The following is a 25,113-nucleotide window of genomic DNA, read 5'->3' on the forward strand; positions in this document are numbered from 1 at the left end:
CCTCGAGGCGTGCCTCGCATCGCTTACTTCGGCCCATCGGGAACGTTCACGGAGATGGCGCTTGCGCAGTTCGAAAGGCTCGGAACCTTCGGCGCAGTCGGTCTGGAGGGCGCGGTCGAGCGGGTATCGGCCTCGAACCCGCCGGCAGCGCTCGAGGCCGTGCGATCGGGTGTGGCCGACGCGGCCGTGGTCCCCATCGAAAGCTCCATCGAGGGAGCGGTTCCACCGACGCTCGACGCGTTGTCTGAGGGCCGCCGGTTGCAGATCGTCGCCGAGACCGAGATCGAGGTGGCCTTCACCATTCTCGGCGGTCCCGGTGTCACGCTCGATTCGGCCCGCACGGTCAGCGCCTATCCGATCGCTCTCAACCAGGTGCGCCAGTGGCTGCAGGCCGCCATGCCCGACGCCGTGGTGCAGTCTGCGTCGTCCAATGCCGGTGCAGCAGAAGATGTTGCGGCCGGAATGGTCGATGCTGCGGTGTCGACGCGGCTCGCCGGTGAGCGCCTGAAGTTGCCACAGTTGGCCGACGGGATCATCGACGTGGAGGGCGCGCGGACTCGCTTCGTGCTGGTGACCGCGCCGCAATCGGTGCCTGCGCGCACCGGTGCCGACCGCACCTCGGTGGTACTCGAGCCGCCGAACGATCCGGGCACGCTGCCGGCAGCGTTGGCCGAGTTCGGAATTCGCAACATCGACCTGACCTTCATCGAATCACGGCCCACCCGTTCACGATTCGGAACGTACAGGTTCTTCATCGACTGCGCCGGGCACGTCGACGACCCGCTCGTCGCGGAGATGTTGGCTGCATTCCACCGCAAGATGCCCCTACGATTCCTCGGATCCTGGCCCACTGCAACGGGAACGGGCGGTTCGGTACCGCCGCCTATCGACGAACACGTGCAGTGGGTCGCCGACATTCGTGCCGGACGCGGTGATCTGTGATGGGCAAACTGATTCTGGTCCGGCACGGTCAGACGACAGCCAACGTCGCGAAGATACTGGACACCTCACCGCCGGGAGCCGAGCTCACCGAGCTGGGGCACCAGCAGGCCGACGCCTATGCGCAGACCTGGATCGGACGCCCACCCGCGGTACTGGTGTCCTCGGTTGCGTTGCGCGCCAAGCAGACTGCCGGTTACATCGAGCGGGCAACCGGGGTTCCCCTCGTGGTGACCGACGGAATCCAGGAGACCTTCGCGGGAGATCTGGAGGACCGCGACGATCCGGATGCGCACCGCGAGTTCACCGAGATCTTCAGTCGCTGGCACGCCGGTGATCTGGCGGCGACCGTGCCGGGAGGCGACAGCGGACATTCGGTGTTGGAGCGGTACGTCCCGGTGCTCGACACTCTCCGTGCGCAGTACCTGAGTGACGACACCGCAGGCGACGTCGTAGTCGTCAGCCACGGTGCCGCAATCCGACTGGTCGCTGCGGTACTGGCAGGCGTCGAGGGCACGTTCGCGGCCGACAACCATCTCGACAACACCCACACCGTCGAGCTGCTGCCGCTGCCCGACGGAGGATGGTCCTGCGCCAGGTGGGGCACGTTCCTGCCGCCGTTCGTGGGCAAGGGCAGCGACAAGGCGGACAACCCGATCAGCTAGCGAAGATGCTCACCGGCCGATGCGATCAGCTCGGTCAGGGCAGTAGTCACTCTTCGATCCGTTGCGCCGGTCAGTGAGCTCCACGACGTGCCGTCGGCGGCGAGGGTCGAGGTGGCGACGATGCGTCCGGCGCGGGTGTCGAACAGGGCGACGGGTCTGCCCGCCACGTGGCGGGTGCCGTGCCTGCGGGCGACGGCCGTGATCTCGGTTCTGCCGGCGTAGGTGGCCATCGCCGACGCCAGGGCCGCGGCGCGGTCGTCCGCTATGCCGATTCCGCGTAACCGAGACGCGGTTGCTCCGACGTCGGTCGGTGCCGCATCGAGTGCTTCGGCAAGCAGATCGGTTGGCGCGTTGATGCTGCCCGGGTCGAACGACGCAACCGAGCCGATCGACAACGCGAGGTCTCGGGCCGGATCACCGTAGACAGCGCGGATGGCGACCACGTCGGCCCGCCGCACCGCCGACACCGTCAGCCGATCGTCGGATGCAACGCAGATCCGAGTGCTCGGAACGGGCTCGGCGCTCTCGACGTCGAACACGCGGGCCGAGACGTACCAGTGAGGTTGTTCGAGGACCCGCAGCCACTGCCGAAGATCCTCGTGGACGCGGCCGCCGGTCAAGAGTCCGGCCGAGTCGAGTGCGCCGCGGCCACGTTCCAGCGCGGAATCCCGCGCAGCTACGTCGTCGAAGCGCGGGAACACGTCCAGGACGACGGGTAGTTCGGCGATCGACAGTTCGTCGGCGAGGAAGTCCATCTCGTCCACACCGAGTGAGGCGATCGGCAATGTGTGGCCCACCGGCACGGTTCCCAAGTCGATCAACGGCCGTTCCCGCTGGTGTCCGGCAGTGTGGTGGTGTGGGGCAGGGTCGTATCCGCGCCGATGACGGACGGCGCGACGGTGCGGCCGTCCGCGAAGTGCTCGAACTGCTTGAGGTAGTCCGGGGTCTCGTGTTCGTCGTCCTCGGCCTGCCCGCGCGTACCGGAGGCCGGAGCGCCGGCCGCGCCCGTTCCGCGCTGAGCGAGGCCGCCATCGGCCGATGCGGGTGCGCCGAACGCGGTCGGACCGCTCTGGCTTGCAGACGGCATCGAGCCACCTGCGGGACCCAACGCGGAACCGGGCATTCCGACGCCACCGCCGAGCCCTCCTGCGCCACCTGCCCCGCCGCCGAACGACACCGGACGCGTGGACGCCGGGCCGACGGCAGGAGATGCCGAACCACCGGATACGACACCGTGACCGCCGCTTGCTCCCGATCCGCCGGACAGTGCACTCGACCCGATGTTGGACGCGGCGGTGGCGACGGTCGAGACGCCGGTACTGGCGATGGAGGTGACAGCACTACCGATCTGACCTGCCGCCGCGGCCACACCGGGGTTCTGGGTTGCGGCCATCAAGCCGCCGATCGCGGCCTGAACCGGAGAGGTCATCAGCGCGCCGTTCGCGAATTTGCCGAGGCCGCTCCCGGAATCGGAGACGATGGCCGGCGGCTGATCGAAAGTGGTCTTGACGATGCGGTGCGAGGAGACCAGCTCGAAGCCCTCCATCACCATCGCGGCGCGGATGTCGAGCAGTCGGTCGGCCACCTCGGCTGCCTCGTAGCTGCCGTTCATCACGCCACCCGTCGAGGCTGCGGTGACCTTGGCGGCCTGCACGGCTCCGATTTCGACGAGCGAGGGCATGGTCGCCAACGCGACACCGTACGAGGTTCCTGCGGCCGGGGCCTCGACCGAGAGCGCTGCCGCTTTGACTGCCGTGGCGGCGGTCCAGGTTGCGAAACGGCCGAGCGCAGCCTGAGCGAGCAGCGCCGACTCGCCTTCCCAGCCTGCGGTCAGAGCCGCGGTGACGGCGGCGATACTCGCCGATGCCTCGGTGAACGCCGCGGCGACCGAACCCCACGCCCCACCGGCGACGTGCAACGGCACCGGTCCGGGCCCGAGCAATCGCGTCGAGTTTCCCGTCGCCGTGCGTGGCAGCCACACCACACCTGTCACTCCGAGCGTCATCCTCGTACCCCCATGATGTTCGAGCGTTGTGTCATTTCGAGCGTCGTGTCGAATTTTCTGTTGCGGTCGACTTCGGTGCGTCAGATGCCGGGTAGGCCGGGCAGGCCCCCAGCCGTGTCGTCGTCGGTGGCGACGTAGTCCGCGGCCTGTTTCCGCAGTTCCTCGGCCGCCCGGTGCAGCTCCGAAATGCCCTGCGCTGCAGCGGGTCCGAAGGTCTCGGCCGCGGTGCCGAAGAATCGTTCGGTCAGCAGCGACACCTCGTCGGTGCCGGGCGGCAGTGGCCGTACGGGGATTGCCGTCGCAGTGACAGCTGCCTGCAAGCGAGCGGCGACCGCATCGAGTTCGGAGGCAGCGAGCTGCAGTGCCACCGGATCCACCTTGATGACGGTCATGAGCCACGCTCCTTGATCGAAGAACTTTGCGCTGTCGGTAGGTAGGACGCCGCCGTGTTCGGTTTGGTTCCCTCGACGCGAGAAAAACTCAGATGAACTTCTGGGCCACCGAGCCGACAGTCCACGCGCCGCCTCGACGGTTGACGGATGTGCGCGTGAGCGGGGAGACGTCGATGCGCCAGAACGAGGACACCGGGGCCGCCAACACCAGCACCACCACGGCTCGAACGACGGCAGGAGAGGTCACCGCCAGCGTGCGGCCGGGCGTCGATCCGACAGCGCTCAGCCACGTCCCGACACGAGAGAACAACGCGTCGAGGGATTCGCCACCCGGTGGAACGAACGCCGGATCGCCGAGCCAGCCCATCGCGTCGGCGTCGGGCAGATCGGTCATCTCGAGGCCGGACCACCGGCCGTAGTCGATGTCGGCCAACGCGGGTTCGATCGAGATGTCCGGGCCGAAGATGCGGGCAGTGGAGATCGAGCGGATTTCCGGGCCGGACAGGACGCGGTCGACGCGGGGAAAGTCGGTGACCGCGGCGAGGTCGCGCAGCCCCGCGTCGTCGAGTGGTTCGTCGCCGGGAAAGCGGCCGGTGCGCATCGCGTCGGTTCGCGCGTGAGCGACCAACGTCAGTCGGGTCACGGGCGCAGTCACCCGGCCATTCTGGCATCGAGCCGCAGTCGCCCATGACAGCGATTGACACAGCGTCCAGAGCGATGCCACAGTTCGCTGGTAATACGCGATGTACGCAGGTAATCCGGTGAAAATCCGGAGCGGTTGCGCCACTGTGATCGACGTCGGCGAAATGCCCGAATTCGAGAGTCAGAAAACTCGTTCATCGCATGGCCGTCCGCGCTTTCGAGCGGGGACTACGGGACGCACAATCCCAGGAGGACACCATGGCAATCATTCACGCACCCAGTAATACGACGGAGTCGGCTGCGCTCGCCGTCATCGTCGCCGCAACGATCCTGCTCGCCTTCGTCGTGCTCTACCTCGTCGGTTTCGATCAGGGCGCGATCTCCCGCAGTGGCATGTACATGCACGAGTTGATGCACGACGGCCGCCACCTGCTGGGTCTGCCATGCCACTGACCGATACCCACGGCCCGACTCTGCAGGGCACATTCGTCCAACTATTGGTGCGAGGTCTGCTCGCCGGACTCGTCGCAGGGTTGCTCGCCGGAGCAGTCGCCTACGTCGTCGGTGAGCCGCACATCGACTCGGCCATCGCCATCGAAGAAGCAGCCGGTGCCGATGCCCATCACGCCGACGCAGCCCCTGCCGCGCACTCCCACGGCGACGAAGAGGCGCTGGTCAGCCGGGACGGACAACGCGTCGGACTGTTCCTCGCCACCGGACTCGCCGGCCTGGCACTCGGCGCGATCTTCGCCTCGGGACTGCACTACGGGCGACGCCTCAGCTCCCTACCGGGCTCGATACTCGCCCTCGTCGGTGCCGGTGCCGGATGGTTGGCCATCGAAGCGGTGCCGTTCTTCAAGTACCCGGCGAACCCACCGGCCGTCGGAGATCCGGAGACCATCACCCAGCGCACATGGCTGTGGTTGGCGTCGGTGATTCTGGGTCTGCTGGCTGTCGCAGTGGCCGTCTACGCGGCGAAGGCGGTGGCATCGCACACCTCGGTGGCGATTCGCGTCGGCGCGCCGTTGCTGGCGTTCCTGGTTGTGGTCGGCATCGGTTACGCACTGCTGCCCACCGTGAACGAGGTGGGCGCGGACTTCCCGGCAACCCTGCTCTGGGAATTCCGCCTGTCGTCACTGGCCACCCAGGCGACGCTGTGGCTGACACTGGGATTGGGATTCGCATTTCTCACCGACCGCGCGGTGCGCCCTGTTCGCCGAGAGGCAGTTGCGGCGTAGCCCGGTTCCGCGTCGCCCCCCATGTTGGGATGAATGCGCCATTCAGGCCATCTGAGTGACTGGATCTCACATTCATCCCAGCTGGGGGTGCGTTCGCGAGCGCGGCGGTTCGGGGTGAGTGCGGGCGGGGGTGAGTGCCGTCAGCCGAATCCGAGTTGATGCAGTCGTTCGTCGTCGATGCCGAAGTGATGTCCGATTTCGTGGGCGACGGTGATTGCGATTTCCCGTCGAGCCTCGTTTTCGTCGTCGACCATCTCGAGGATCGGTTTGCGGTAGATGGTGATGACGTCCGGTAGGTGCCCGCTGTACTCGTAGCGTTCGGTCAGTGCGATGCCCTCGTACAGCCCGAGGATGTCCTCGGTGGGGTGTTCCTCGTCGACGAGAACGACCACGTTGTCCATGAAGTCGGTGAGCTCACGCGGCAGGGTGTCGAGGGCGTCGGACACGGCTTCTTCGAAGTCGACGCGCGTCATGTGGGTGGGAATGTCACCCTCCGGTGGTGATCGGGGCGGCGCCGGGCAGCGGTGTCGGCAATGCGCGGCCGTCGGGTGCGGAGGGCGGCGGGACGGGAGCTGCACCGTTGATGAGGATGTCGCCCTTGGCGGTACCGACGATGGTCGCGAAGCCGCCGGAATCGAGTTCCTTACCCACCGAGCACGTCACCTGGCGACTTCCGGCGAGCCAGCTCGCGACGTCGATGGTGTCCCAGAACAGGGTGAGCGTCTTGTCTCGCAGTGCGGTGTCCGAGCCGAGGTAGCCGTTGACGGCGTCGGTGCACGTGCCTTCCAGGTACGCGTCCTGGTCGCCCTCGGGCGGGTGTCCGCCGGGGAACTGTTGCGTCAGGTTGATCACCGACGCCACCTCGTACGCGTGTGGTGCCGAGCAGTCCACCGGATCGGCCGGCACGTTCTGGTTGATGCCGACGCACGTGCCGGTCGGCCAGACCTTCGACTGGTCCTGGTCGAGAATCGAGCCGGTCATCTCCATCAGTGCACCGCTGTTCGACGGCATCTGCACACCGCAGCGCAGCGTCCGCTCACCCTTGGCCCACCCGGCCTGGCTGGGGAACATCAGCCCGACGCCGAAGCGTCCGTTGGGATCGAACTTGGCACCGACGTAGTCGTCGACGGCGGCCGCGCAGTGTTCGTCGCGCAACTCACCGAACCGGATGGAGCCGGGATACGGCGAGCCCGGGCCGAACTCGACGCCGGGGTAGACGCTCATGTCGATGTCGCGAGCCACCTCGAAGCGATGGGGATCGGCGCACGAGACCTCGGAAAGGTCCTGTCGATCGGTCTCCGGATCGTCGGTTGGCGTCCACTGCAGGCATGTTCCCGGAGCGGCAGCGCCGAAGGAGGACGCCGAGACGGGCCCATCGGTCGCAGGCCCACTGGCCGTTGCATTGGTAGTGATCTTCTCGGGTGCCGAGAACCCGTCGGACAGGAAAACCGTCGCTCCCGCGGCCAGCACCGCACCGACCGCAACCATGGCGAGCCCACGTCGAGCTGTGGTTGCAGACAGTGTTCGCCGAGACTTCTCGCTCGTCGGGGAGTCTGTTTCGTATCCGGACATCGCCCACCATCATGCCCGAGTATGTTCGGTCCTCATGAGCGACCCAACGGGTGACGACGACCTCAGCGAACTCGCCGGCCGACTCTTCGCGATGGCCCGCGCCGGTGACGCGGTCGCTCTGGCGAGTTACGTCGACGCGGGTGTTCCGGTGAATCTGCACAACGAATCAGGCGACACGCTTGTCATGCTCGCCGCCTACCACGGACATGCCGACGCGGTGCGTGTGCTGGTCGAGCGCGGTGCCGATGTGGACAAGCCCAACGACAAAGGGCAGACCCCACTCGCGGGCGCGGTCTTCAAAGGTGAGGACGACGTGGTGCGCGCGCTCGTCGACGGTGGAGCCGATCCGCACGGCGGCCACCCGTCGGCGATCGATGCCGCCACGATGTTCGGACGCGAGGACTACCTGGGGTTGCTCGGCAAGTAAGGTTCGTTCTCGTGATCGACCTGAAATTCCTTCGCGAGAATCCCGACGCAGTGCGCGCCTCGCAGCGCACCCGAGGCGAGGACCCCGCACTCGTCGACGCACTTCTGGATGCCGACGCATCTCGCCGGGCCGCGGTTCTGGCCGGCGATCAGCTGCGTGCAGAGCAGAAGGCACTGGGAAAGCAGGTCGGTAAGGCCTCCGCCGAGGACCGTCCAGGTCTGCTCGCCGGGGCATCGGAGCTGGCTGCCAGGGTGAAGGCCGCTCAGGCAGCCGAAGCCGAGGCCGACGCAGCCCTCGACACGGCCCACCGTGCGATCTCCAACATCGTCCAGGACGGCACGCCCGCAGGCGGCGAGGACGATTTTGTTCTGCTCGAGACCGTCGGGCAGATCCCGGAGTTCGATTTCGAGCCGAAGGATCACCTCGAGCTCGGTGAGTCGCTGAACCTGATCGACATGGAACGCGGAGCCAAGGTCTCGGGCTCGCGCTTCTACTTCATGACCGGCTACGGCGCGTTGCTCCAGCAGGGATTGCTCCAGCTCGCCGCGCAGAAAGCCGTCAAGAACGGGTTCACCATGGTGATCCCGCCGGTGCTGGTGCGGCCGGAGATCATGTCGGGAACCGGATTCCTCGGCGCACACGCAGACGAGATCTATCGCCTCGAAGCCGACGACCTCTACCTGGTCGGAACCTCTGAAGTCGCCCTCGCGGGCTACCACTCGGGCGAGATCATCGACCTCGCCGACGGCCCGAAGCGGTACGCCGGATGGTCGTCGTGCTTCCGCCGCGAAGCGGGCAGCTACGGCAAGGACACCCGCGGCATCATCCGAGTGCACCAGTTCGACAAAATCGAGATGTTCTCGTACATCAAGCCCGAGGATGCAGCCGCCGAACACCAGAAGCTGCTGGGGTTCGAGAAGGAAATGCTCGCAGCCGTCGAGTTGCCCTACCGCGTCATCGATACCGCAGGCGGCGACCTCGGCTCCTCTGCCGCTCGCAAATTCGACTGCGAGGCATGGGTTCCCACCCAGAACGCCTACCGCGAGCTGACCTCGACCTCGAACTGCACGACGTTCCAGGCCCGACGCCTCGGCGTGCGATACCGCGACGAGAACGGCAAGCCACAGACCGCGGCAACGCTCAACGGCACCCTCGCCACCACCCGCTGGATCGTCGCGATCCTCGAAAACCACCAGCAGGCCGACGGCACCGTCCGCGTCCCGGAAGCCCTGGTGCCTTTCGTCGGGACCGACGTCCTGAAGTAGAACAGGCTCAGGCGATGTCGCCGATGCAGTAGCCCTCGCCGCCGATGGCCAGCACGAACGTGCGGTTCTGATACGCCCCGGATGCGTCGATGATGTCTGCGTTGACCTGGGTGTAGATGCCGTTCTGCCCGGTGACGAACACGCTGTCGGGGTCGAACGAGGTGATGCCGGGCAGGATGTCGGGATTTTCCACCAGGGGCGGGGCAGTGGGAACGTCGGTTCCGAGGGCATCCCAGGTCTGACGGCCGTCGCACACGATCGGGTAAGTCTCTTCCACATCGCTGGGGTTCACCGGAATCCCGGCGAGACGTCCCAGGTAGCGATCGACGGTGTGGACCGCGTCTGCCGCGTCGAACACGGGGGCGGTACCGGTGGGGTAGACGGTGGGGCACGCATAGCCGGACGCGATCTCACTGCGCTTCACGCTGACCGTCGCGGTGGGCCCGGTCCAGGTGACGGCGTACTGGCCGTCGATGCCGGGGGCGGCAACGGCGGCGAGGATGGCCTCCGCGTCGACGTACATCGTCGGAATCTCGGTGGGCGGAACCGTCCAGCACCGTGCCGTGACGACGCCGATTCCTCCTCCGGTGAGGTCGTTGACGAACGGTCGCAGCGCCATCGCGGCGTCGGGGTTTCCGAGAACCTCGCCGACGGGTGGGCCGGGCGGGATCGGTGGGGGCGTTGTGGTGGTCGCGGAGGCCGTGGTCGGAGTTGTCGTCGACATCGTTGCCTCGGTGGTGTTGCTGGTCGCCCCGGACTGTTCGGACGGCAGTCCGACTGCGGAATCGCAGGCTCCGACCAGGGCGAGCGTTGCGATCAGCGGCAGCGCGGTTCGGACGACCCGGGCCAGCCGCGGTGGTGCCGCACTGTTCTTCACTTCGTTTCTCCCCCGTTGCTTTCGACCGGACCTGTCATCTCCCGGACCTTTTCTCCGGCATCGTCCACCGACTACGCTAACGGACTGTGGAACCCGTCTACCGATCAGTCATCGGCATCGCTCGTGCAGTGTTCGCGTTCGAGGGCCTGAAATTCGACGTCGAGGGCGAGGAACACATCCCTGCCACCGGCGGAGCCGTCATCGCCGTCAACCACACCGGATACATGGACTTCACCTACGCCGGGCTACCGCCGCGGCGGGTGAAGCGCTACATCCGGTTCATGGCGAAGAAGGAAGTCTTCGACAACAAGGTCTCCGGCCCGATCATGCGCGCACTGCGGCACATCCCCGTCGATCGAGGGGCAGGCGCTCAGTCGTACAAGTCGGCCGTGGAGAGCCTGCGTAACGGCGAGCTCGTGGGCGTGTACCCGGAGGCGACCATCAGCCGCAGCTTCGAGATCAAGGAATTCAAGTCGGGCGCAGCGCGCATGGCCATCGAGGCAGGCGTGCCGATCATCCCGACGGTCATCTGGGGTGCGCAGCGCGTGTGGACCAAGGGATACCCGAAGCGGTTGGGCCGCACCAACACTCCCATCTCGATCGCCGTCGGTGAGCCGTTGGCGCCGGTCGGTCCGCCGAACGAGCTGACCGAGAAACTGCGGACGGTGATGCAGAAGATGCTGCTGGAACTGCAGGAGAGCTACCATCACGAGCCGGGCGCGTACTGGGTTCCGGCACGATTGGGCGGCAGCGCACCGACCCTCGAAGAAGCAGACAAGCTCGACGCCCAGGACCTCGCGGCCCGTGCCGCCAAGCGGGCCGAGTAGAGCTCCGCGATGAACCTCCGCGGTGAACGGGTCGTGTTGCGGCCCGTCACCGCCGAGGATGTGCCGGAGCTACGCCGAATACTGCACACCCCCGAGGTGTACGCGCGGTGGGGCGACGAGGACGCCGACGAGAACTGGCCGTTCGACGATCCCGACGAGAAGCGTCTGGTCGTCGAATTGAACGGCGCAACAGCGGGATTGATCCAGTACGGCGAAGAGACCGATCCGATGTATCGGCATGCGTCGATCGATATCTTCTTGGACCCGGCAGTGCATGGCCGCGGTGTCGGAAAGGATGCCGTGGGCACGCTGGTGCGCTACCTGACAGTCGACCTGGGGCATCATCGGCTGGTGATCGACCCCGCTGCCGACAACGCTGTGGCCATAGCCTGTTACAGCGCAGTCGGTTTCGAGCCCGTCGGAATCATGCGCAAATACGAGAAGGGTCCGAGCGGTTGGCACGACAGCCTGCTGATGGACCTGATCGTCGAATAGCTATCGGTGATTCGACGGAGTGGAGCCCGCGGAACGACCCGTAAGGCTTGGAAGTGTCAGTAGGAATCGTGCGCCTGTAGGCCCTGCGGCACAGACGAGTTCGCCGCCGTGCGCACGGGCGAGCGTGCGTGCGATCGACAACCCGAGCCCGACACCGCCGGAAGAACGGTCACGCGCGGAGTTCAGTCGAACGAGCCGCTCGAAGATGCGCTCGCGGTCCGTCTCGTCGACCCCGGGACCGTCGTCGTCGACGGTGACGAATGCCTGTGAATCGGCACCTGTCGTCACTCGGACGCTGCCGCCGGGCGGCGTGAAGCGAGCGGCGTTGTCGAGGATGTTCGACAGAATTTGCTCGACGCGGCCCACGTCCATTCGGACCGGTATCGGTTGCGATCCGTCGATCTCGAACCGGATCTGCGGGGACAGCAGTGCCGCGCGATCGACGGTGCGTCGGACAACGTCGGCGAGGTCCGCATCGGCCAGCTCCAACTCCGAAGTGTTCTCTGCACGAACGGAATCGAGCATGTCGCCCACCAGGCGCGATGCCCTGGCGGATTCGCCGACCAACAGCTCGCTCCACCTCCCGACCCGATCCGGGCGGTGCTCGGCGTCGCGCTGCAAGGACTGAGCAAGCGCCGAGATCCCGGCTACCGGCGTACGCAATTCGTGTGCCGCGTCGGCCAGGAATCGGCGCATGTCTTCCTCTGCTCGACGCGCTGTCTGCGCTGCCGCAGCCTCCTTGCGCTCGGCGTCCTCGAGGGCGTCGAGCATCTCGTCGACGGCCGATGCGGTGCGCCCCAGATCGGTGTTGGGCTTGGTTGGAAGTAGCCGTCGGCCTCTGTCGCCGTTGGTGATTCGGCGTGCGACCGACGTCATCGAGTCCAGAGGCGACAGCGCGCGCCTCACCGCGTAGATCAGCGCGGCAGCGGCCAGCAGCAGAGTGACGGCACCGGCGACCACCATGAGAATGCGCAATTGTTGGCGAACATCGGCGATCGCGGTGGTGTCACCGAGTAGTGACAGCGTCGATCCGTCGGGCAGGGGCTTCGTGATCTCCAGCGAATCCGACCGCGGGGCAGGCGGATTGGGCGGTCCCGGGGGAGTGGGCGCATTCGACGGGCCGGACGGAGGGTTGGGTGCCGCGGGCCGATCGCCCTGCGCGGGAGGCCCGCCACCGGGCACACCGTAGACCGTTCCGTCGGCGGTGGTGATCCGAACTCGGATGGCGTCGCCCTGCAGGGCCTGCACCAAGTCCTGCGCACCGACCCCGCTGTCGACCAGTTCGACCGCTCGGTCGGCCCGATCGCTCAAGCGAGCATCGAGATCGCGTCGAAGCTGCTGGCCAAGAACCACATCCACCGATGCACCGACCACAAGCAGCAGCACCGCGAACAAGACGACGACGGTGGCGACCACCCGGGTGCGCAACGAGGGCGTGGGCGTGCGGTTCACTGCGGTGCCCGCAGGGCGTAGCCGAGGCCACGGACAGTGTGGATCAACCGCGGACCGTGCGCTTCCATCTTGCGACGCAACGCACTGACGTGCACTTCCACCAGATTGCCGTCGTACGCCCCGTAACCCCAGACCGATTCGAGGATAGATGTTTTCGAGACAGTGCGACCGCGCTGCGCGACGAGGAAGGTTGCCAACCGAAGTTCGGTCGCGGTCAGGTCGAGGACGTGGCCTGCGCGAGTGACGACCCCCGCGGACTCGTCCACCAGCAGATCGCCCACTTGAATTGCGTCCGAGGATCTCCCGCGTCTACGCAGCACCGATTTCGCTCGTGCTACCACCTCGTCGAGCTGAAACGGCTTGACCACGTAGTCGTCTGCGCCGTCGCTCAGACCGCGCAGTCGGTCTTCCAACCGGTCCTTCGCGGTGACCATGATGATTCCTGCATCGCTGCTCTGGCGGACGACGTCGATCAGCGCGAACCCGTCCCGCGCGCCGGGCAGCATGACGTCGAGAATCACGACATCCGGGCGAAAGCCTGCCATCGTGGTCTCGAAGTCGTCGCCGTCGGGCAAGGACGCGGCGGTGAATCCCGCGTCCTCGAATGCGGCCACCAACGCTTCTCGGATGGGCAGCGAGTCCTCCACCACCATCACCCGGGGAGCGGAACTGTATGTCATGCCTCGATTGTCACCCACCAGCTGAAGTGATCCTGAAGATGCGTCCAGCTTCAGGGTGACTTCAGCTGGCGGCGGCAGGGTCGGTGACAGACCGAAACGAACGAGACAGTCCGACCAAGGAGTGAACGTGAACGATCAGACACAGCCGATCCCCGCCGCATCGAACCCGGAGCCAGTCCCCGGCAACGAGGTTCGAGAGACCAGGCCGAAGCGGTGGAAGGGACGGGTGCCGATTGTGGCGACGGCGGCAGCGGGACTCGCTGTCGGTGCGCTGGTTGCGTCGGCAGTCTTCGCTGCCACGGGACCGGACGTCTCGCCCGGAGTGTCCACGGTGGCGTCGTCTTCGACACTGGGGCAGCGAACCGACGGTGGTGGCGGGTCGGATGCACCCAGTACACCGGGAGCCCCGGAGTCCACCGACGGTTCGACGGCCCCCGCACCGGCCGATGGTGCAACACCGCCGGCCCCGGGTGACGGCGCAACTCCGCCTGCTCCGCCCGCGGGTGGTCCGGGCAAGGGTGGCCCAGCTGAGGAAGGTCCGGGTAAGGGTGGACCGGGCCCGGAGGGTGCTGTGTGTGCACCGGAAGACGGTGCGACGCCGCCTGCTCCGCCGACTCCGGGTGCTGAGGGTGACGGTGCGACACCGCCCGCTCCTCCGGCTCCGGCTGACGGTTCAACTCCTCCCGCACCACCCGCAGCTCCGTCGGGTTCCTGAACCAACCTCTTCCAGCCCCGCACCGTGTTCTCGGTGCGGGGCTGGAGTCTTTCTTGGGGCTCAGGCGATGTGGGGGCCTGCTCGGGCGTGGGATGGTCTGGGTTGTCGGTACGGGTCGACGGTGGCCGGTGGGACGAACCAGGGGTGGCCATCGGTGGCGATGAACACTTCCCAGTCGGAGTGGTGCATAAGTCGGTGGTGGAATCCGCAGAGCAGAACGAGGTTGTTCATGTCGGTGGGGCCGCCGTCTGCCCAGTGCCAGATGTGGTGCGCTTCGGTCCAGGATGCGGGTTTCCCGCAGCCGGGGAACGCGCAGCCGTGATCGCGGGCGGTGAGGGCTTTGCGTTGTTTGGCGGTGACGGTGCGTGCGGTGCGGGCGAGGTTGATCGGGGAACCGTGTTCGTCCATGACGATGGCGGTGAGGACACAATCACACGCCAACTGCCGAGAAGTGTTGCGGGAGAGTGGTCCCATCCAGGGGAGCCAGCCGACGGTGGTGCCGTCGCCGAACAGGTCCCTGTATGCGCCGCGATCCGTGGAGGGGTGGTTGTCATCATCGGATTCGTCTGCAGTGCGAGTGTTCTCGTCGTCGGTGATGTCGTCGGCGTCGGCACTGTCTCGGAGGTCGGTGAGATCGCGCAGGGTGATGTGCAGGTTCAGGTGGGGGCGTTCACCGCCTTCGATGGGGCGATTGCTGGAGGCGAGGTATTGGTCGAGGATGTGTCCGAAGGCGTCGGCTCGGCGCCTGGCGGGACTCCGGTCGTCTTCGGTGCCGTCGGCGGCGGGTCGGGGTTCGGTCAGGGGTGAGAGTGCGGTGAGGAGTTTTTCTCCGGTGATCGCATCGAAGTCTCCTTTGAGTACCAGCCGCCCGTTCAAGGTCTTGGAGGCGAAGAGTTCGTTGCGGTCGGTGTCCTCTGGAGGTGGTTTGTTGCCGCCGAAGCTGTCTTCAAGTTTGGTGATCGCTTCGCGGATGCGGCCGGTACGCGCTTGGGGTCCGGTCGCAGCGGTGATCATGGCTTTACGGGCGATGTCTTGTCCGGCTTGGGGGAGGTTTTTCGGGGGTGTTTCGGCGAAGGTGAGGATCAGGGCGGCGTGGTCGATGGTCATGACGCCTGTGTTGACGGCGTCGGCGATGTCGGGGAAGTTCTTCATGCCGCGGCCCAGGGCGACGATCTTGTTCGCTGTGCTGGGAGAGAGCAGGGTGGTGGAGGTGAGCCAGCCGGCGGGTCCGGGGAAGCCGAGTTTTTCGCGGGAGACGCGGGTGTCGATCTCGCCGACGAGGGCGATCCGTCGGGCTTCGAGCAGTTGGATTTTGTGGGAGACCGCGGCAGCGTCGGCGAGGAGTTCGCTGTCGCTCAGTTGCCAGATCGCTGCGGTCATGGAAGCAAGTGTATCGAACGCACATTCGACTGGCAACCTTAGTGCAATCGAAAACTATTGCCCTGCATAACTATTCGCTATCCAGAACCTGTCGGTGGGGTGTGGTAGGGGTCGGTGGCACCTGACGTCAGGGGATGAGATCAATCATGAGGTCAATCAGATTCTCTGGCAACCGTTTCCAACTCGGCTCGATATGCGGCCCACCATGCTGCGTCGCCGTCGGCCATATTTTCGTTGCCCAATCGGAGTCCGACAGAGTCGTCGAGGAGCTCGCGCACGATGTCCGCATGCCCGGCATGGCGGTTGGTTTCGGCGACGAGGTGCACGAGCACGCGGTGCAGAGTTACTTCCTGCTTCTCGACGGGCCAGTGCAGGACGCGTCCGGCAGTGTCGAGGTCGTTCGATTCGATGGTCTTGTCGGAGTGCAACCAGGCCTCGCGGTACAGGTCGACGATGAACTCGGAGGATTCGTCGGCAGCGGCCCACATATCCGAATTCAGTTGCGCCTCGGCTGATTCGGTGAGTGCGGCAAATCGCGCCGGGAATTCTCGGCCGAAGGTGAGGCCGAAATAGCCGTATTCGACGATCGCCAGGTGCTTGATCAGCCCCAGGAGATTCGTTCCGGTCGGCGTCATCGGCCGTCGTTTTTGGTACTCGGTGAGGCCGTCGAGCTTCCACAGCATGTTCTCGCGTGCGATCCGCAGGTACTGGTGCAGCTCGTCTTTCATATCTTTCAGCTCACCGACGCGTGCCAGACCAGCGCGGCAGCCAGCGCGCCGAGTCCATTCAACGACCAGTGCAGGGCGATGGGCGCGATCAAACTTCCGCTACGGCTGCGCAGCCACGTGAACACCACGCCCGCCGCCGCAGTCGCCACCACGGCGAGCGCGATGCCGACGATCTGCCCGAACAGCCCGCCGCCGAGAAATCCGCTCAGCCCCACGTTGCCCGCCGTCAGTCCCAGCGAGGACGCGATGTGCCACAGACCGAACAACAGAGACCCTGCAGCGAACACCCCCCGAGCTCCGTAAATGCGACCCAGCGTGCCGTGCAGCACCCCGCGGAACGCGAGTTCTTCCGGGATGACGGTCTGCAGCGGAATGACGATCATCGATGCGACGATGGCTGCGGAGACGGTTGCGTATCTATCGGCCATGAAGAAGGGCCGAGTGAGTGGCAGCAACGCACCGATCGCGACGACGGTGAGGACGACCCCGACGGCTCCGAGTGCGTACAGAGATCCGGTCTTCCACTGCTTCGGAGACAGTCCCAGTTCGGCCCACCCCAGACCGCGACGGTTCGCCAGGACGACCAGCAGAACAGCGGCGATCGGAACCGTCGCGATACTGGCCCACACCGTGGTGAAGTGCGCGATGAGGTTGGTGCCCACGAGCACGAGGACGACGATGGCGACGTCGAGGTAAGCGTGGAAGGCGCGTCGGGGTGCCACGCTCCCGGCTGGATTCACAGCAAGCATTGGATCGAGTGTACTGGCGTCAGCTGTGAGCGCGGGATGAATCGAGGCCTCGGTCGAGGCCTTTGCCGTCGTAGATGCGCGTGAACACCACGCCGAACACGAGCCCGATGAGCAAGCCGAGAGACGTCATGCCCACCGAGTGCAGCAGGCCTGCGTCGAGTGAGGCGTTGAAGTACAGGATCGAGCGGGTGCCGAGGAAGATCTGGTGCATCGGCTCGAACTGCGCGAGCCAGGTGAAGAGCCGCGGGCTGGCTTCGAGGGGAATGGTGCCGCCCGACGACGGCAACGCCAGGATGACGAACACGATCAGATTGATCAGCAATCCTGCTGTGCCGAACGCCGACATCACCGCCAATGCCGTGATGCCGACCGCGGTGATCGCGAACGCGCCGTACATCCATAGGGTCCAGGCGTGGGTGATCGGCATACCGAGCAGATGGCTGATCAGCAGATAGAGGGCAGACACCAGCATGGCCAGGACGATCATCACGAGCCATTTCACGAGCAGCGTCTGGAAGCGGTTGATCAGGGTCGGTCCGCGATGGATGTACTTGGGGCCGATCTCTGTGGGCGTGAATCCGAGTAGGCCGTCGACGAGTGCGCTGACGATGGTCGCACCGGTGAAGCCCGCCAGGACGAGCAGGAGCGCGTAATAGAAGGCGGACAGGCCACCGCCGGTGCCGTCGGGCAGAGGATCGTATTGGGCGACGATCACATCGATCGGCTGCGCGAGGGTGAGTGCACTTGCACCGGCGAGCTGAGTTTCGCCGAGCTGCTGGCGCACCTGTTCGGAGATCTGCTGTCCCACAGTCTGATTGACCGATTCGAAGGCCGGTGTCGCCACCCCGGTCACGAGCGACATCCCGAAACTGCCGGCACGTGGGTTGGTGTAGACCGTGATGATCGGCTTCTCGACGTCCCCGGGAATCACGCTCGCCTGGGCGAGAATTCCCATCCTCTTGGTGAAATCGGTGGGGATGACGATGGAACCGTAGGCCTCGGCCGTCGACAGCAGCGATTGCGCCTGCGCCGGACCGACTTCCCGGAAATCGACCTTCTCCGAATCGACGTTCTGCAGCAGACCCGCGACGATGTCGTTGCCGATGTTGCGCTGCTCGCCCGCAAGCGTGTCGCCCTCGTCCTGGTTGACGATCGCGATGGGTAGGTCGTGCAGATTGCCCCTTGGGTCGAGCACACCGCCCAGATACAGCGCGGCGAGAAACGACATCAGTGCCGACACCACCAGAATGGGCGCGAGCCAGAAACGCGGCGAACGAAGGACGTCGGCCATCGACCGAGGGGTTCTGTCGGAGGTCACCGGATCAGTGTCGCAAGTTCGGCTCCCCTGTGCGCGGTAGTTCGACCCCTGCTACGAAGTTCCGCTCACATGCCCATGCAGAGAGCGGCAGAACGCCCGCCCGACGGTGGCGGCGAGGGCAGCTCTGCGTCGTTCGTGGTCGGCATCGGGTTCGCTGCGGTCGGCGGTGTGGATGATCGCTGCCTGAGCCCATGTCCCGGCCAGCGCGATGAGCATCGACCAGATGTCGGCGGCGTCCACGTCGTCCACCAGCAGGCCGGTGCGTTGGGCGTCGGCGATCAACTCGTACTTTTCGTCATCGTGTCCGGGTCTGCGGTCGAACAGCGGACCGGCCGGCGTTCGCTCGAGCCTTGCCCACGTCAGCAGTCGTACCAGCGTCGGGTCGTCGAGATACATGTCGTAGAGCTTCACCGCGTACCCGGGCAGGTCCTCGGGGGTGAAGACGATGTTCTCGATATCGGTATCGACTCGGGTGTCGAATGCGGCGTCGAACAGGGCGTCCTTGTTGCCGAAGTAGCTGTAGATCAGAGATTTGTTCGACTTCGCTCCCGCTGCGATGCGGTCCACGCGTGCGCCTGCGATGCCGTGTGTCGCGAACTCCTCGGTAGCCGCGGCCAGCAGGCGGGCGCGGGTGGCAGTGGAATCTCCCATGCTTCGACCCTACATTTCCAACTGGTTGGTTGAAAACGGTGGTTGCAGCGGCTACCGTTTCCAACCAGTTGGTTACTTTTCGAGAAAGAGTGCACATGCGAGCAACTACCGGTTACCGAGCGGTCGACGAGACGACGCCACTGGGGCGATGGAGCTTCGAGCGAAGGGAACTTCGCGGCGACGACGTGGCCCTGCGGGTGACCTACTGCGGGGGATGCCACACCGACCTGCATTCGACGCGAAATCCGGGGGACTTCCCGGTGTTACCCGGGCACGAGTTCGTCGGTGAAGTGACCGAGATCGGTGCCAGCGTGACGGAATTCGCCGTCGGCGACGCGGTGGCCGTGGGAAGCATCGTCGATTCGTGCGGCACATGCGACATGTGCGCAGCCGGGCAGGAGAACTTCTGTCGCGAATTCCCGACGCTCACCTACGGCGGTCACGATCGGCACGATGGATCCGTCACTCGCGGTGCATATTCCGACGAGTACCTGGTCCGCGACAAGTTCGTCTACCACCGCCCCGAGAACCTGGATCCGGCCGGTGTTGCGCCGCTGATGTGCGCAGGAATCACCGTGTGGGAGCCCTTGCGGCGATGGAACGTCGGCCCGGGCGTCAGGCTCGGTGTCGCGGGAATCGGCGGACTCGGCCACTTGGCGGTCAAGCTGGGACGCGCTCTCGGTGCCGAGGTCACCATATTCACCACCAGCGCAACCAAAGCCGCCGATACGACCAGGCTGGGCGCTCATCACGTCGTCGTCTCGACCGATGCGGACGACATGCAATCGCGGACGGGCACGCTGGACCTGATCATCGACTGCGTTCCGGTCGATCACGATCTCGCGCCGTACTTGCGCTGCCTCGCGCTCGACGGAACGCTGTGCACGGTCGGCTATCTCGGCTCCACCACCGTCGACTTCCTGGACCTGCTGATCGGCCGGAAAAGTCTGGCGTCGGCGGGCAGCGGCGGACGGAGATACACCCAGGAACTATTGGATTTCTGCTGCGAACACGGCATCGTCGCCGAGGTGGAGACGATGCCGTCCGCTCAGGTGAACGAGGCGTTGAATCGATTGACGGTCAACGACGTTCGATACAGATTCGTTCTGGATATGTCGGACCTGGACCCACAAACCATGTGAGTGGAACTTCGTAGCAGGCTACGAAGTTCCACTCACCTGCGGCGCAGCCGCTCTAGGCAGTTGCCCGACGCGGCAGCTTCCACTCCGGACGCACCCAGTGGCAGGTGTATCCCTCGGGGTACTTCTGCAGGTAGTCCTGGTGCTCGGGCTCGGCTTCCCAGAAATCTCCGGCCGCGGTTACCTCGGTGACGACCTTGCCCGGCCACAGTCCCGACGCTTCGACGTCGGCGATCGTGTCCTCGGCGACGCGCTTCTGCTCATCGCTGAGGTAGAAGATCGCCGAGCGGTAGCTGGCACCGATGTCGTTGCCCTGACGGTTCTTGGTGGTGGGGTCGTGGATCTGGAAGAAGAACTCGAGCAGATCTCGGTATGTCGTCTGGGTGGGGTCGTAGACGACCTCGAGGCCCTCGGCGTGATTGCCGTGGTTGCGGTACGTCGCGTTGGCGACCTCGCCGCCGGTGTAGCCGACGCGGGTGGAGATCACTCCCGGGAGCTTTCGGACGAGCTCTTCGGCTCCCCAGAAGCATCCTCCGGCGAGAATGGCGGTTTCGGTGGCTGCAGACATCGTTGCTCTCCTAGCTCTTTATCGGTCGATACGTGGGGTTCAACGAACAAGGCGTCGTCATAATTCCGAGTCGTGGGTGCGTTCTCCGACCTCGAGTACCAGCTTGCCGGTGTTGGCACCGTCGAACAGCAGGTTCAGCGTCGATCCGAAGGCGGTGACGCCGCCGATCTCGATCTGCTCGCGCGCCGTCATCTTGCCGCTGGTGAGCAGTTCGGACAATGCGTCGATGCCCTCCTGATAGCGGTCGAGGTAGTCGAAGATGATGAACCCCGTCATCGATGCCCGATTGACGAGCAGCGACAGGTAGTGCGCCGGGCCGGGCTGCGGATCCGTCGCGTTGTAGCCGGAGATGGCTCCGCACAACACCACTCGCGCTCCCTTGCGCAGCCGCGAGAGGGCCGCGTCGAGGATTTCACCGCCGACGTTGTCGAAATACACGTCGATGCCCTTGGGTGCAGCCGCCTTCAGACCCTTGTACACCGACTCGTTCTTGTAGTCGATCGCCGCGTCGAATCCCAGTTCTTCGGTGAGCCACGCGCACTTCTCGGGTCCACCGGCAATGCCGATCACAGTGGCTCCCTTGGCTTTCGCGATCTGACCTGCGATGCTGCCCACGGCTCCGGCGGCTCCGGAGATCACCACGGTGTCGCCCTCGGTGAGCTTGCCGACGTCTATCAGGCCGAAGTACGCCGTCATCCCGGGGAAGCCGAGCGCTCCGAGCCACGTGGGTGCCGGTGCGATGGATTCGTCGACCTTCTGCACCCCCGTGCCGTCCGACAGTGCATGCTCGGTGACGCCGAACGAGCCCGAAACGATCTCTCCGACAGCATAATCGGGATGGTGGGATTCCAGCACCCGTCCCACGGCGTGCGCCCGCATCACCTCGCCGATCCCGACGGGCGGCACGTACGAGCGAGCATCGTTGAGCCAGCCGCGCATCGCCGGGTCGAGAGAGACGTAGTCGACGGTGACGACGAACTCGCCGTCGCCCGGAGTGGGAATCGGCTCCTCGGTGAGGTTCCACGTCGATTCGTCGGGACGTCCCACCGGGCGCTGAGCCAATCGGATCTGACGGTTCGCAGTTGTCATCTACCGTTCCTTCCACGTCGAAGACAGTTCGCTTCGACACTAGGGCAGAATGACGTCACGATGACCAACGCGCCGAACACCACCCGCCTCGCCCCCCGACTCGTTGCCAGCGACGTCGACGGCACCCTGCTCGACCAGCACGAACGCGTCACCGAACGTACTCGGCGTGCCGTTTCGGCCGTCGTGGCCGACGGAGTGCCCTTCGTACTGTCCACCGGCAGGCCGCCGCGGTGGATCCACCCTGTCGTCGATCAGCTGGGATACGCGCCGATGTCGGTGTGCGCCAACGGTGCGGTCATCTACGACGCCGCCAACGATCGCGTGCTCAGTGCCGAGACCCTCTCGGTCGAGACGCTGCAGTGGTTGGCCGACGTCGCGTATCGCGCGCTCCCTGGCTGCGGACTTGCCGCCGAGCGAGTGGGCCGGACGGCACACGACTCGGCCACTCCGCAGTTCGTCAGCTCCCCGGGATACGAGCACGCCTGGCTGAACCCCGACAACGTCGAGATGACCGAGGACGACGTGGTCGACGTTCCGGCCGTCAAGCTGCTGATCCGGTTGTCCGGTTCCACCAGCGGACACATGGCCGACATCCTGTCCCCGCTGATCTCCGGTCGAGCCGACCTGACGTTCTCCACCGACAACGGACTCATCGAGCTGTCGGCACCGGGAATCACCAAGGCGTCGGGCTTGGCCAAGGTCGCCGAGACGCTGTCGGTGGACGTGAAGGACATCGTGGCCTTCGGGGACATGCCCAACGACGTGCCGATGCTGTCGATGGTGGGACTGGGCGTCGCGATGGGTAACGCGCATCCGGCTGCTGTCGCAGCGGCGAACGAAGTGACCGTCACCAACGCAGAAGACGGAGTGGCGCACGTCCTCGAACGCTGGTGGTGACGCGTCGGTCTTCGGGCGTCTCGAATACGACAAGGGCCGAGTCACCGTGGTGACTCGGCCCTTCTCGACTGTCCGAACTCAGCCCGCGGGTGCGGGCTCCGGTGCGGGAGCAGGCTCGGGTACAGGAGCCGGTTCAACCGGTGCTGCGACGGGGTTCTGCATTTCCGCGTTGTAGGTGTCGTTGTACGTCTTGATCACGGTGGTGACGATTCCGGTGAGCTCGTTGAAGATGAGCGAACCGTTCTCGAAGTCGGTCCGGAAGCCCTCCGGCACCCGGAACTCGTCGGTGATCGGTAGACCGAGGACGCCGTCGACGCCACCCTGCTGGAGGTACTGCTGGAAGATCTTGCCGATGACGGCCACAGCCTGGCCGGCCATGTTGGTGATGATCTCGCCGTTGGCGAACTGCGCCTTCTCACGGCCGCCGCTCACCTGCACCAGGCCGCTCACCGGCACACCGAGTGAGCCGGTCTCGCCGCCCGAGGCCAACCACTTCTGCGCGACGGGACTGGTCGCCGCCAAACGCTGCAACTCGGCAACCAGGGCCGGGATGTTATCGCCCAGAGTGGAACTGGCGTCGGTACCCGGACGTGACGGTGCCGCGTCGGTCACTGCGGTATCGGGAGCAGTGTCGGTCACGTCGGGCGAGACCGGAATGGCATCTCCGCCGCCGCCGAGGTTGGCCGCAGCGATGTCGCGGATCTCCCCGAGTCGTGCGTATCCGGCGTCACCGGGGCATTCGGTGTTGCCGACGTCGCGGTGACCGAAGATCACCGGCAGGTCGACGCTCTTGCCCTTGCCGACGAACGTGAAATCCGTTCCCTCCGAGGTCATCGTTGTGGTGCCCTCGGGGTCGAGACCGGCCTTGCCGAGTCGCCATCCGAGGAACTTGCCGACCGAATCGATGGTCTCCTGCGAGGGATCCTCGCTGGAGTAGTCGCCCATCATGGCGATGCCCATCGTGTTCTCGTTGAATCCGCCCGAGTGTGCGCCCTGAACCGGCTTGTCCAAGCCGCCTGCGCGACCCTCGAAGATCTGGCCGTACTTGTCGACGAGGACGTTGTAGCCGATGTCGCACCAGCCGAGCGTCTGCGCGTGGTACGCGTAGATGGCGCGGACGATCTCGGCCGATTCGGACTTGGAGTAGTCGTTGCTGCCTGCGGTGTGGTGCACCGTGGCACCGCCCAGGAAGTCGTCGATCGTCGGTGTGGCGCAACGGATCGACTCGTCGGCACCCCACTGAGCCCGGGTGATGACATTGGGGCCTGCGTCACCGGCGACGGGAGTGGCGATGTCGCTCAATGCCGAGTCGACCGGCGACGTGCCGGGGGTGATGAGTACGGCACTGATGTCGTTGACGGCCGCAGCCAACTGCTCCGCCGTGCCTTCCGGCGCGGCTTCGGGCTGGGGAGCGTCGACCGGTGGAGCCTCGACTGCAGGAGCCTCGACTACAGGTGCTTCGACTGCAGGCGCCGGGGCCGCGGGATCGACCGGGGCCGGATCCTGTTGGCGCAGTGGCTTGCTCGACGACGCCGGGGTGTAGCCCAACGGCTGTTCCTCGGCTACCGGCGGAGTGGCCGGCGCCGGCGCTTGACCAGCAGGCGCGTCGGCAGTGGGCAGCTCGACGACCGGAACCTCGGGAATCGGTGCGGCACTACCGGTCAGCGGCGTCAACAGAACCTGCACGGCGTTGGTCAGTCCGACGAAGATCGGCTCGGTGCCCTGCTTGGCAGGAGCGGGAGCCGCGTCGTCTGCCGTGCTGTCCACCGGAGCAGTCTCGAGCCACGGGCCCCAGGATCCGTCCTCGAGCTGGCGGCGAACCTGAGCGGTCGCACCGTCGAGCTGTTCGGAGGTCAGGGCCACCATGCTGAACGGGGTGTCCTGCTTGATCTCCTTGACGGCGGCACCGAGCGGCGGGCCGGTCGGATCGGCAGCCTCGGGGTTCACCGGTGCAGATGCGTCCACCCGGGGAATGGGTGCCTGTGCGGTCGCGTTGCCCGGCGCGGGCGTGGTGAGACCCGGGATGTCGGGAATTTCGATCGGCGGGATCACGATGGAATCCGGCAGCGGCAGGTACTTCAGATCGGAGAGCCGGAGATCGGGCAACGGCAGTCCGGTGAGCTCCTGCAACGGAATCACGATGTCCGGTGCAGCGCTCAGCGCGGTCTCGACGATCTTGGTCGGCACAGTGACGGGGGTTGTCTCGTTGGCCGGTCGAACTCCGGTTGTCGTGCTGTCGGTGAGGCCTGCGACCGCAAAGGGGGTCGCGACGGCCAGTAGTGCGACAGCACCGAGAACGATCGACGGCTTCGTTCGACGGTTCGGCAAGGCGGTACTCCCTGGTTGTTGGTAGGTACGCGTCGTAAGATCTTCAGCTGCTGAACAACATGAATCACATCAGCA

General features: G+C 65.7%; 28 protein-coding genes and 1 riboswitch. Of the genes, 11 read left to right on the forward strand and 17 right to left on the reverse strand.

Annotation, left to right across the window (positions count from 1 at the left end):
* Nucleotides 1-9: 9 nt before the first annotated feature.
* Together pheA and R4P57_RS06675 are read left to right on the forward strand one after the other, a co-directional pair.
* Nucleotides 10-942, forward strand: coding sequence for a prephenate dehydratase (gene pheA / locus R4P57_RS06670; RefSeq protein WP_317802059.1), 933 nt, complete (start codon nucleotides 10-12; stop codon nucleotides 940-942).
* A complete protein-coding gene (locus R4P57_RS06675) occupies nucleotides 939-1,604 on the forward strand; it encodes a histidine phosphatase family protein (protein ID WP_317802060.1) in 666 nt (221 codons plus the stop codon). Before pheA ends, R4P57_RS06675 begins: the two co-directional genes overlap by 4 nt.
* Here R4P57_RS06675 and R4P57_RS06680 read toward each other — a convergent pair.
* The 4 genes from R4P57_RS06680 to R4P57_RS06695 form a co-directional block, all read right to left on the reverse strand.
* Nucleotides 1,601-2,425, reverse strand: a complete 825-nt coding sequence (locus R4P57_RS06680) for an ESX secretion-associated protein EspG (protein ID WP_317802061.1) — start codon at nucleotides 2,423-2,425, stop codon at nucleotides 1,601-1,603. The two genes, R4P57_RS06675 and R4P57_RS06680, sit on opposite strands and share 4 nt — an antisense overlap.
* Nucleotides 2,422-3,609: a PPE domain-containing protein gene (locus R4P57_RS06685; protein WP_317802062.1), complete on the reverse strand. Its 1,188-nt coding sequence runs from the start codon at nucleotides 3,607-3,609 to the stop codon at nucleotides 2,422-2,424. Before R4P57_RS06685 ends, R4P57_RS06680 begins: the two co-directional genes overlap by 4 nt.
* Before the next feature lie 80 nt (nucleotides 3,610-3,689).
* Nucleotides 3,690-4,001 (reverse strand): PE family protein, encoded by a 312-nt coding sequence (locus R4P57_RS06690; RefSeq protein ID WP_037186570.1) that lies wholly within the window; start codon nucleotides 3,999-4,001, stop codon nucleotides 3,690-3,692.
* An 88-nt stretch (nucleotides 4,002-4,089) separates the two neighbouring features.
* A complete protein-coding gene (locus R4P57_RS06695) occupies nucleotides 4,090-4,656 on the reverse strand; it encodes a histidine phosphatase family protein (RefSeq protein ID WP_317802063.1) in 567 nt (188 codons plus the stop codon).
* 100 nt (nucleotides 4,657-4,756) lie between these two features.
* Nucleotides 4,757-4,832, forward strand: a riboswitch (cobalamin riboswitch).
* A 69-nt stretch (nucleotides 4,833-4,901) separates the two neighbouring features.
* Between R4P57_RS06695 and R4P57_RS06700 the strand changes: the two genes are divergently transcribed.
* Nucleotides 4,902-5,096: a CbtB domain-containing protein gene (locus R4P57_RS06700; protein ID WP_032396459.1), complete on the forward strand. Its 195-nt coding sequence runs from the start codon at nucleotides 4,902-4,904 to the stop codon at nucleotides 5,094-5,096.
* Nucleotides 5,087-5,881 carry a CbtA family protein gene (locus R4P57_RS06705; RefSeq protein WP_317802064.1) on the forward strand — a complete coding sequence of 265 codons (795 nt, stop codon included), beginning with the start codon at nucleotides 5,087-5,089 and terminating at the stop codon, nucleotides 5,879-5,881. The genes R4P57_RS06700 and R4P57_RS06705 overlap by 10 nt, the downstream gene beginning before the upstream one ends.
* A 140-nt stretch (nucleotides 5,882-6,021) precedes the next feature.
* On the opposite strand, the gene R4P57_RS06710 is transcribed toward R4P57_RS06705, so the two are convergent.
* A complete protein-coding gene (locus R4P57_RS06710; RefSeq protein WP_037186562.1) occupies nucleotides 6,022-6,354 on the reverse strand; it encodes a metallopeptidase family protein in 333 nt (110 codons plus the stop codon).
* Between the two features lie 13 nt (nucleotides 6,355-6,367).
* Nucleotides 6,368-7,453, reverse strand: a complete 1,086-nt coding sequence (locus R4P57_RS06715) for a septum formation family protein (RefSeq protein ID WP_317802065.1) — start codon at nucleotides 7,451-7,453, stop codon at nucleotides 6,368-6,370.
* Nucleotides 7,454-7,487: 34 nt separating this feature from the next.
* Between R4P57_RS06715 and R4P57_RS06720 the strand changes: the two genes are divergently transcribed.
* Both R4P57_RS06720 and serS read left to right on the forward strand, forming a co-directional pair.
* Entirely contained in the window at nucleotides 7,488-7,880 is a 393-nt protein-coding gene (locus R4P57_RS06720) for an ankyrin repeat domain-containing protein (RefSeq protein WP_317802066.1), read from the forward strand.
* A gap of 11 nt (nucleotides 7,881-7,891) precedes the next feature.
* Nucleotides 7,892-9,145 (forward strand): serine--tRNA ligase, encoded by a 1,254-nt coding sequence (gene serS, locus R4P57_RS06725; protein ID WP_317802067.1) that lies wholly within the window; start codon nucleotides 7,892-7,894, stop codon nucleotides 9,143-9,145.
* Nucleotides 9,146-9,152: 7 nt separating this feature from the next.
* Here serS and R4P57_RS06730 read toward each other — a convergent pair whose 3' ends face one another.
* Nucleotides 9,153-10,022: a hypothetical protein gene (locus R4P57_RS06730; RefSeq protein WP_317802068.1), complete on the reverse strand. Its 870-nt coding sequence runs from the start codon at nucleotides 10,020-10,022 to the stop codon at nucleotides 9,153-9,155.
* Between the two features lie 86 nt (nucleotides 10,023-10,108).
* Here R4P57_RS06730 and R4P57_RS06735 point away from each other — a divergent pair, with 86 nt between their 5' ends.
* Together R4P57_RS06735 and R4P57_RS06740 are read left to right on the forward strand one after the other, a co-directional pair.
* On the forward strand, nucleotides 10,109-10,849 hold the full coding sequence (locus R4P57_RS06735; RefSeq protein ID WP_317802069.1) for a lysophospholipid acyltransferase family protein: 741 nt from the start codon (nucleotides 10,109-10,111) through the stop codon (nucleotides 10,847-10,849).
* Nucleotides 10,850-10,858: 9 nt separating this feature from the next.
* On the forward strand, nucleotides 10,859-11,344 hold the full coding sequence (locus R4P57_RS06740) for a GNAT family protein (protein ID WP_317802070.1): 486 nt from the start codon (nucleotides 10,859-10,861) through the stop codon (nucleotides 11,342-11,344).
* Here the strand turns inward: R4P57_RS06740 and R4P57_RS06745 are convergent, their stop codons facing one another.
* Together R4P57_RS06745 and R4P57_RS06750 are read right to left on the reverse strand one after the other, a co-directional pair.
* Nucleotides 11,345-12,796, reverse strand: coding sequence for a HAMP domain-containing sensor histidine kinase (locus R4P57_RS06745; protein WP_317802071.1), 1,452 nt, complete (start codon nucleotides 12,794-12,796; stop codon nucleotides 11,345-11,347).
* Nucleotides 12,793-13,476 carry a response regulator transcription factor gene (locus R4P57_RS06750; RefSeq protein ID WP_317802072.1) on the reverse strand — a complete coding sequence of 228 codons (684 nt, stop codon included), beginning with the start codon at nucleotides 13,474-13,476 and terminating at the stop codon, nucleotides 12,793-12,795. Before R4P57_RS06750 ends, R4P57_RS06745 begins: the two co-directional genes overlap by 4 nt.
* Before the next feature lie 127 nt (nucleotides 13,477-13,603).
* Between R4P57_RS06750 and R4P57_RS06755 the strand changes: the two genes are divergently transcribed.
* Nucleotides 13,604-14,191 carry a hypothetical protein gene (locus tag R4P57_RS06755; protein ID WP_317802073.1) on the forward strand — a complete coding sequence of 196 codons (588 nt, stop codon included), beginning with the start codon at nucleotides 13,604-13,606 and terminating at the stop codon, nucleotides 14,189-14,191.
* Nucleotides 14,192-14,251: 60 nt separating this feature from the next.
* On the opposite strand, the gene R4P57_RS06760 is transcribed toward R4P57_RS06755, so the two are convergent.
* From R4P57_RS06760 to R4P57_RS06780, 5 genes are all read right to left on the reverse strand, one after another.
* Nucleotides 14,252-15,571, reverse strand: coding sequence for an HNH endonuclease signature motif containing protein (locus R4P57_RS06760; protein WP_317802074.1), 1,320 nt, complete (start codon nucleotides 15,569-15,571; stop codon nucleotides 14,252-14,254).
* 152 nt (nucleotides 15,572-15,723) lie between these two features.
* The gene (locus R4P57_RS06765) at nucleotides 15,724-16,299 is read right to left on the reverse strand and encodes a DinB family protein (protein WP_317802075.1); all 576 of its coding nucleotides are present in this window, start codon (nucleotides 16,297-16,299) and stop codon (nucleotides 15,724-15,726) included.
* A 5-nt stretch (nucleotides 16,300-16,304) separates the two neighbouring features.
* Complete coding sequence (locus R4P57_RS06770; RefSeq protein WP_037187130.1) at nucleotides 16,305-17,048, reverse strand: CPBP family intramembrane glutamic endopeptidase; 744 nt, start codon at nucleotides 17,046-17,048, stop codon at nucleotides 16,305-16,307.
* 19 nt (nucleotides 17,049-17,067) lie between these two features.
* Nucleotides 17,068-18,366 (reverse strand): YhgE/Pip domain-containing protein, encoded by a 1,299-nt coding sequence (locus tag R4P57_RS06775; protein WP_411742312.1) that lies wholly within the window; start codon nucleotides 18,364-18,366, stop codon nucleotides 17,068-17,070.
* Nucleotides 18,367-18,417: 51 nt separating this feature from the next.
* Nucleotides 18,418-19,017 (reverse strand): TetR family transcriptional regulator, encoded by a 600-nt coding sequence (locus tag R4P57_RS06780; RefSeq protein ID WP_317802076.1) that lies wholly within the window; start codon nucleotides 19,015-19,017, stop codon nucleotides 18,418-18,420.
* Nucleotides 19,018-19,112: 95 nt separating this feature from the next.
* Between R4P57_RS06780 and R4P57_RS06785 the strand changes: the two genes are divergently transcribed.
* Nucleotides 19,113-20,159, forward strand: coding sequence for an NAD(P)-dependent alcohol dehydrogenase (locus tag R4P57_RS06785; protein WP_317802077.1), 1,047 nt, complete (start codon nucleotides 19,113-19,115; stop codon nucleotides 20,157-20,159).
* A 52-nt stretch (nucleotides 20,160-20,211) separates the two neighbouring features.
* Here the strand turns inward: R4P57_RS06785 and msrA are convergent, their stop codons facing one another.
* Nucleotides 20,212-20,724: a peptide-methionine (S)-S-oxide reductase MsrA gene (msrA, locus tag R4P57_RS06790; protein ID WP_317802078.1), complete on the reverse strand. Its 513-nt coding sequence runs from the start codon at nucleotides 20,722-20,724 to the stop codon at nucleotides 20,212-20,214.
* A 57-nt stretch (nucleotides 20,725-20,781) separates the two neighbouring features.
* Entirely contained in the window at nucleotides 20,782-21,813 is a 1,032-nt protein-coding gene (locus R4P57_RS06795) for an NADP-dependent oxidoreductase (RefSeq protein ID WP_317802079.1), read from the reverse strand.
* Between the two features lie 60 nt (nucleotides 21,814-21,873).
* Between R4P57_RS06795 and R4P57_RS06800 the strand changes: the two genes are divergently transcribed.
* Nucleotides 21,874-22,710, forward strand: coding sequence for an HAD family hydrolase (locus R4P57_RS06800; RefSeq protein WP_317802080.1), 837 nt, complete (start codon nucleotides 21,874-21,876; stop codon nucleotides 22,708-22,710).
* Between the two features lie 78 nt (nucleotides 22,711-22,788).
* Here the strand turns inward: R4P57_RS06800 and R4P57_RS06805 are convergent, their stop codons facing one another.
* Nucleotides 22,789-25,038: an N-acetylmuramoyl-L-alanine amidase gene (locus R4P57_RS06805; RefSeq protein ID WP_317802081.1), complete on the reverse strand. Its 2,250-nt coding sequence runs from the start codon at nucleotides 25,036-25,038 to the stop codon at nucleotides 22,789-22,791.
* Nucleotides 25,039-25,113: the final 75 nt, after the last annotated feature.

It is taken from the genome of Rhodococcus sp. IEGM 1330, assembly GCF_033142445.1.
Classification (GTDB): domain Bacteria; phylum Actinomycetota; class Actinomycetes; order Mycobacteriales; family Mycobacteriaceae; genus Rhodococcoides.

Bases quoted from the DNA above. Each gene is read 5' to 3' on its own strand.
- R4P57_RS06685 (WP_317802062.1), bottom strand. From the start codon at position 3,609: ATGACGCTCGGAGTGACAGGTGTGGTGTGGCTGCCACGCACGGCGACG.
- R4P57_RS06690 (WP_037186570.1), bottom strand. From the start codon at position 4,001: ATGACCGTCATCAAGGTGGATCCGGTGGCACTGCAGCTCGCTGCCTCC.
- R4P57_RS06700 (WP_032396459.1), top strand. From the start codon at position 4,902: ATGGCAATCATTCACGCACCCAGTAATACGACGGAGTCGGCTGCGCTC.
- R4P57_RS06705 (WP_317802064.1), top strand. From the start codon at position 5,087: ATGCCACTGACCGATACCCACGGCCCGACTCTGCAGGGCACATTCGTC.
- R4P57_RS06710 (WP_037186562.1), bottom strand. From the start codon at position 6,354: ATGACGCGCGTCGACTTCGAAGAAGCCGTGTCCGACGCCCTCGACACC.
- R4P57_RS06715 (WP_317802065.1), bottom strand. From the start codon at position 7,453: ATGTCCGGATACGAAACAGACTCCCCGACGAGCGAGAAGTCTCGGCGA.
- R4P57_RS06720 (WP_317802066.1), top strand. From the start codon at position 7,488: ATGAGCGACCCAACGGGTGACGACGACCTCAGCGAACTCGCCGGCCGA.
- R4P57_RS06740 (WP_317802070.1), top strand. From the start codon at position 10,859: ATGAACCTCCGCGGTGAACGGGTCGTGTTGCGGCCCGTCACCGCCGAG.
- R4P57_RS06750 (WP_317802072.1), bottom strand. From the start codon at position 13,476: ATGACATACAGTTCCGCTCCCCGGGTGATGGTGGTGGAGGACTCGCTG.
- R4P57_RS06760 (WP_317802074.1), bottom strand. From the start codon at position 15,571: ATGACCGCAGCGATCTGGCAACTGAGCGACAGCGAACTCCTCGCCGAC.
- R4P57_RS06765 (WP_317802075.1), bottom strand. From the start codon at position 16,299: ATGAAAGACGAGCTGCACCAGTACCTGCGGATCGCACGCGAGAACATG.
- R4P57_RS06770 (WP_037187130.1), bottom strand. From the start codon at position 17,048: ATGCTTGCTGTGAATCCAGCCGGGAGCGTGGCACCCCGACGCGCCTTC.
- R4P57_RS06780 (WP_317802076.1), bottom strand. From the start codon at position 19,017: ATGGGAGATTCCACTGCCACCCGCGCCCGCCTGCTGGCCGCGGCTACC.
- R4P57_RS06785 (WP_317802077.1), top strand. From the start codon at position 19,113: ATGCGAGCAACTACCGGTTACCGAGCGGTCGACGAGACGACGCCACTG.
- msrA (WP_317802078.1), bottom strand. From the start codon at position 20,724: ATGTCTGCAGCCACCGAAACCGCCATTCTCGCCGGAGGATGCTTCTGG.
- R4P57_RS06795 (WP_317802079.1), bottom strand. From the start codon at position 21,813: ATGACAACTGCGAACCGTCAGATCCGATTGGCTCAGCGCCCGGTGGGA.
- R4P57_RS06800 (WP_317802080.1), top strand. From the start codon at position 21,874: ATGACCAACGCGCCGAACACCACCCGCCTCGCCCCCCGACTCGTTGCC.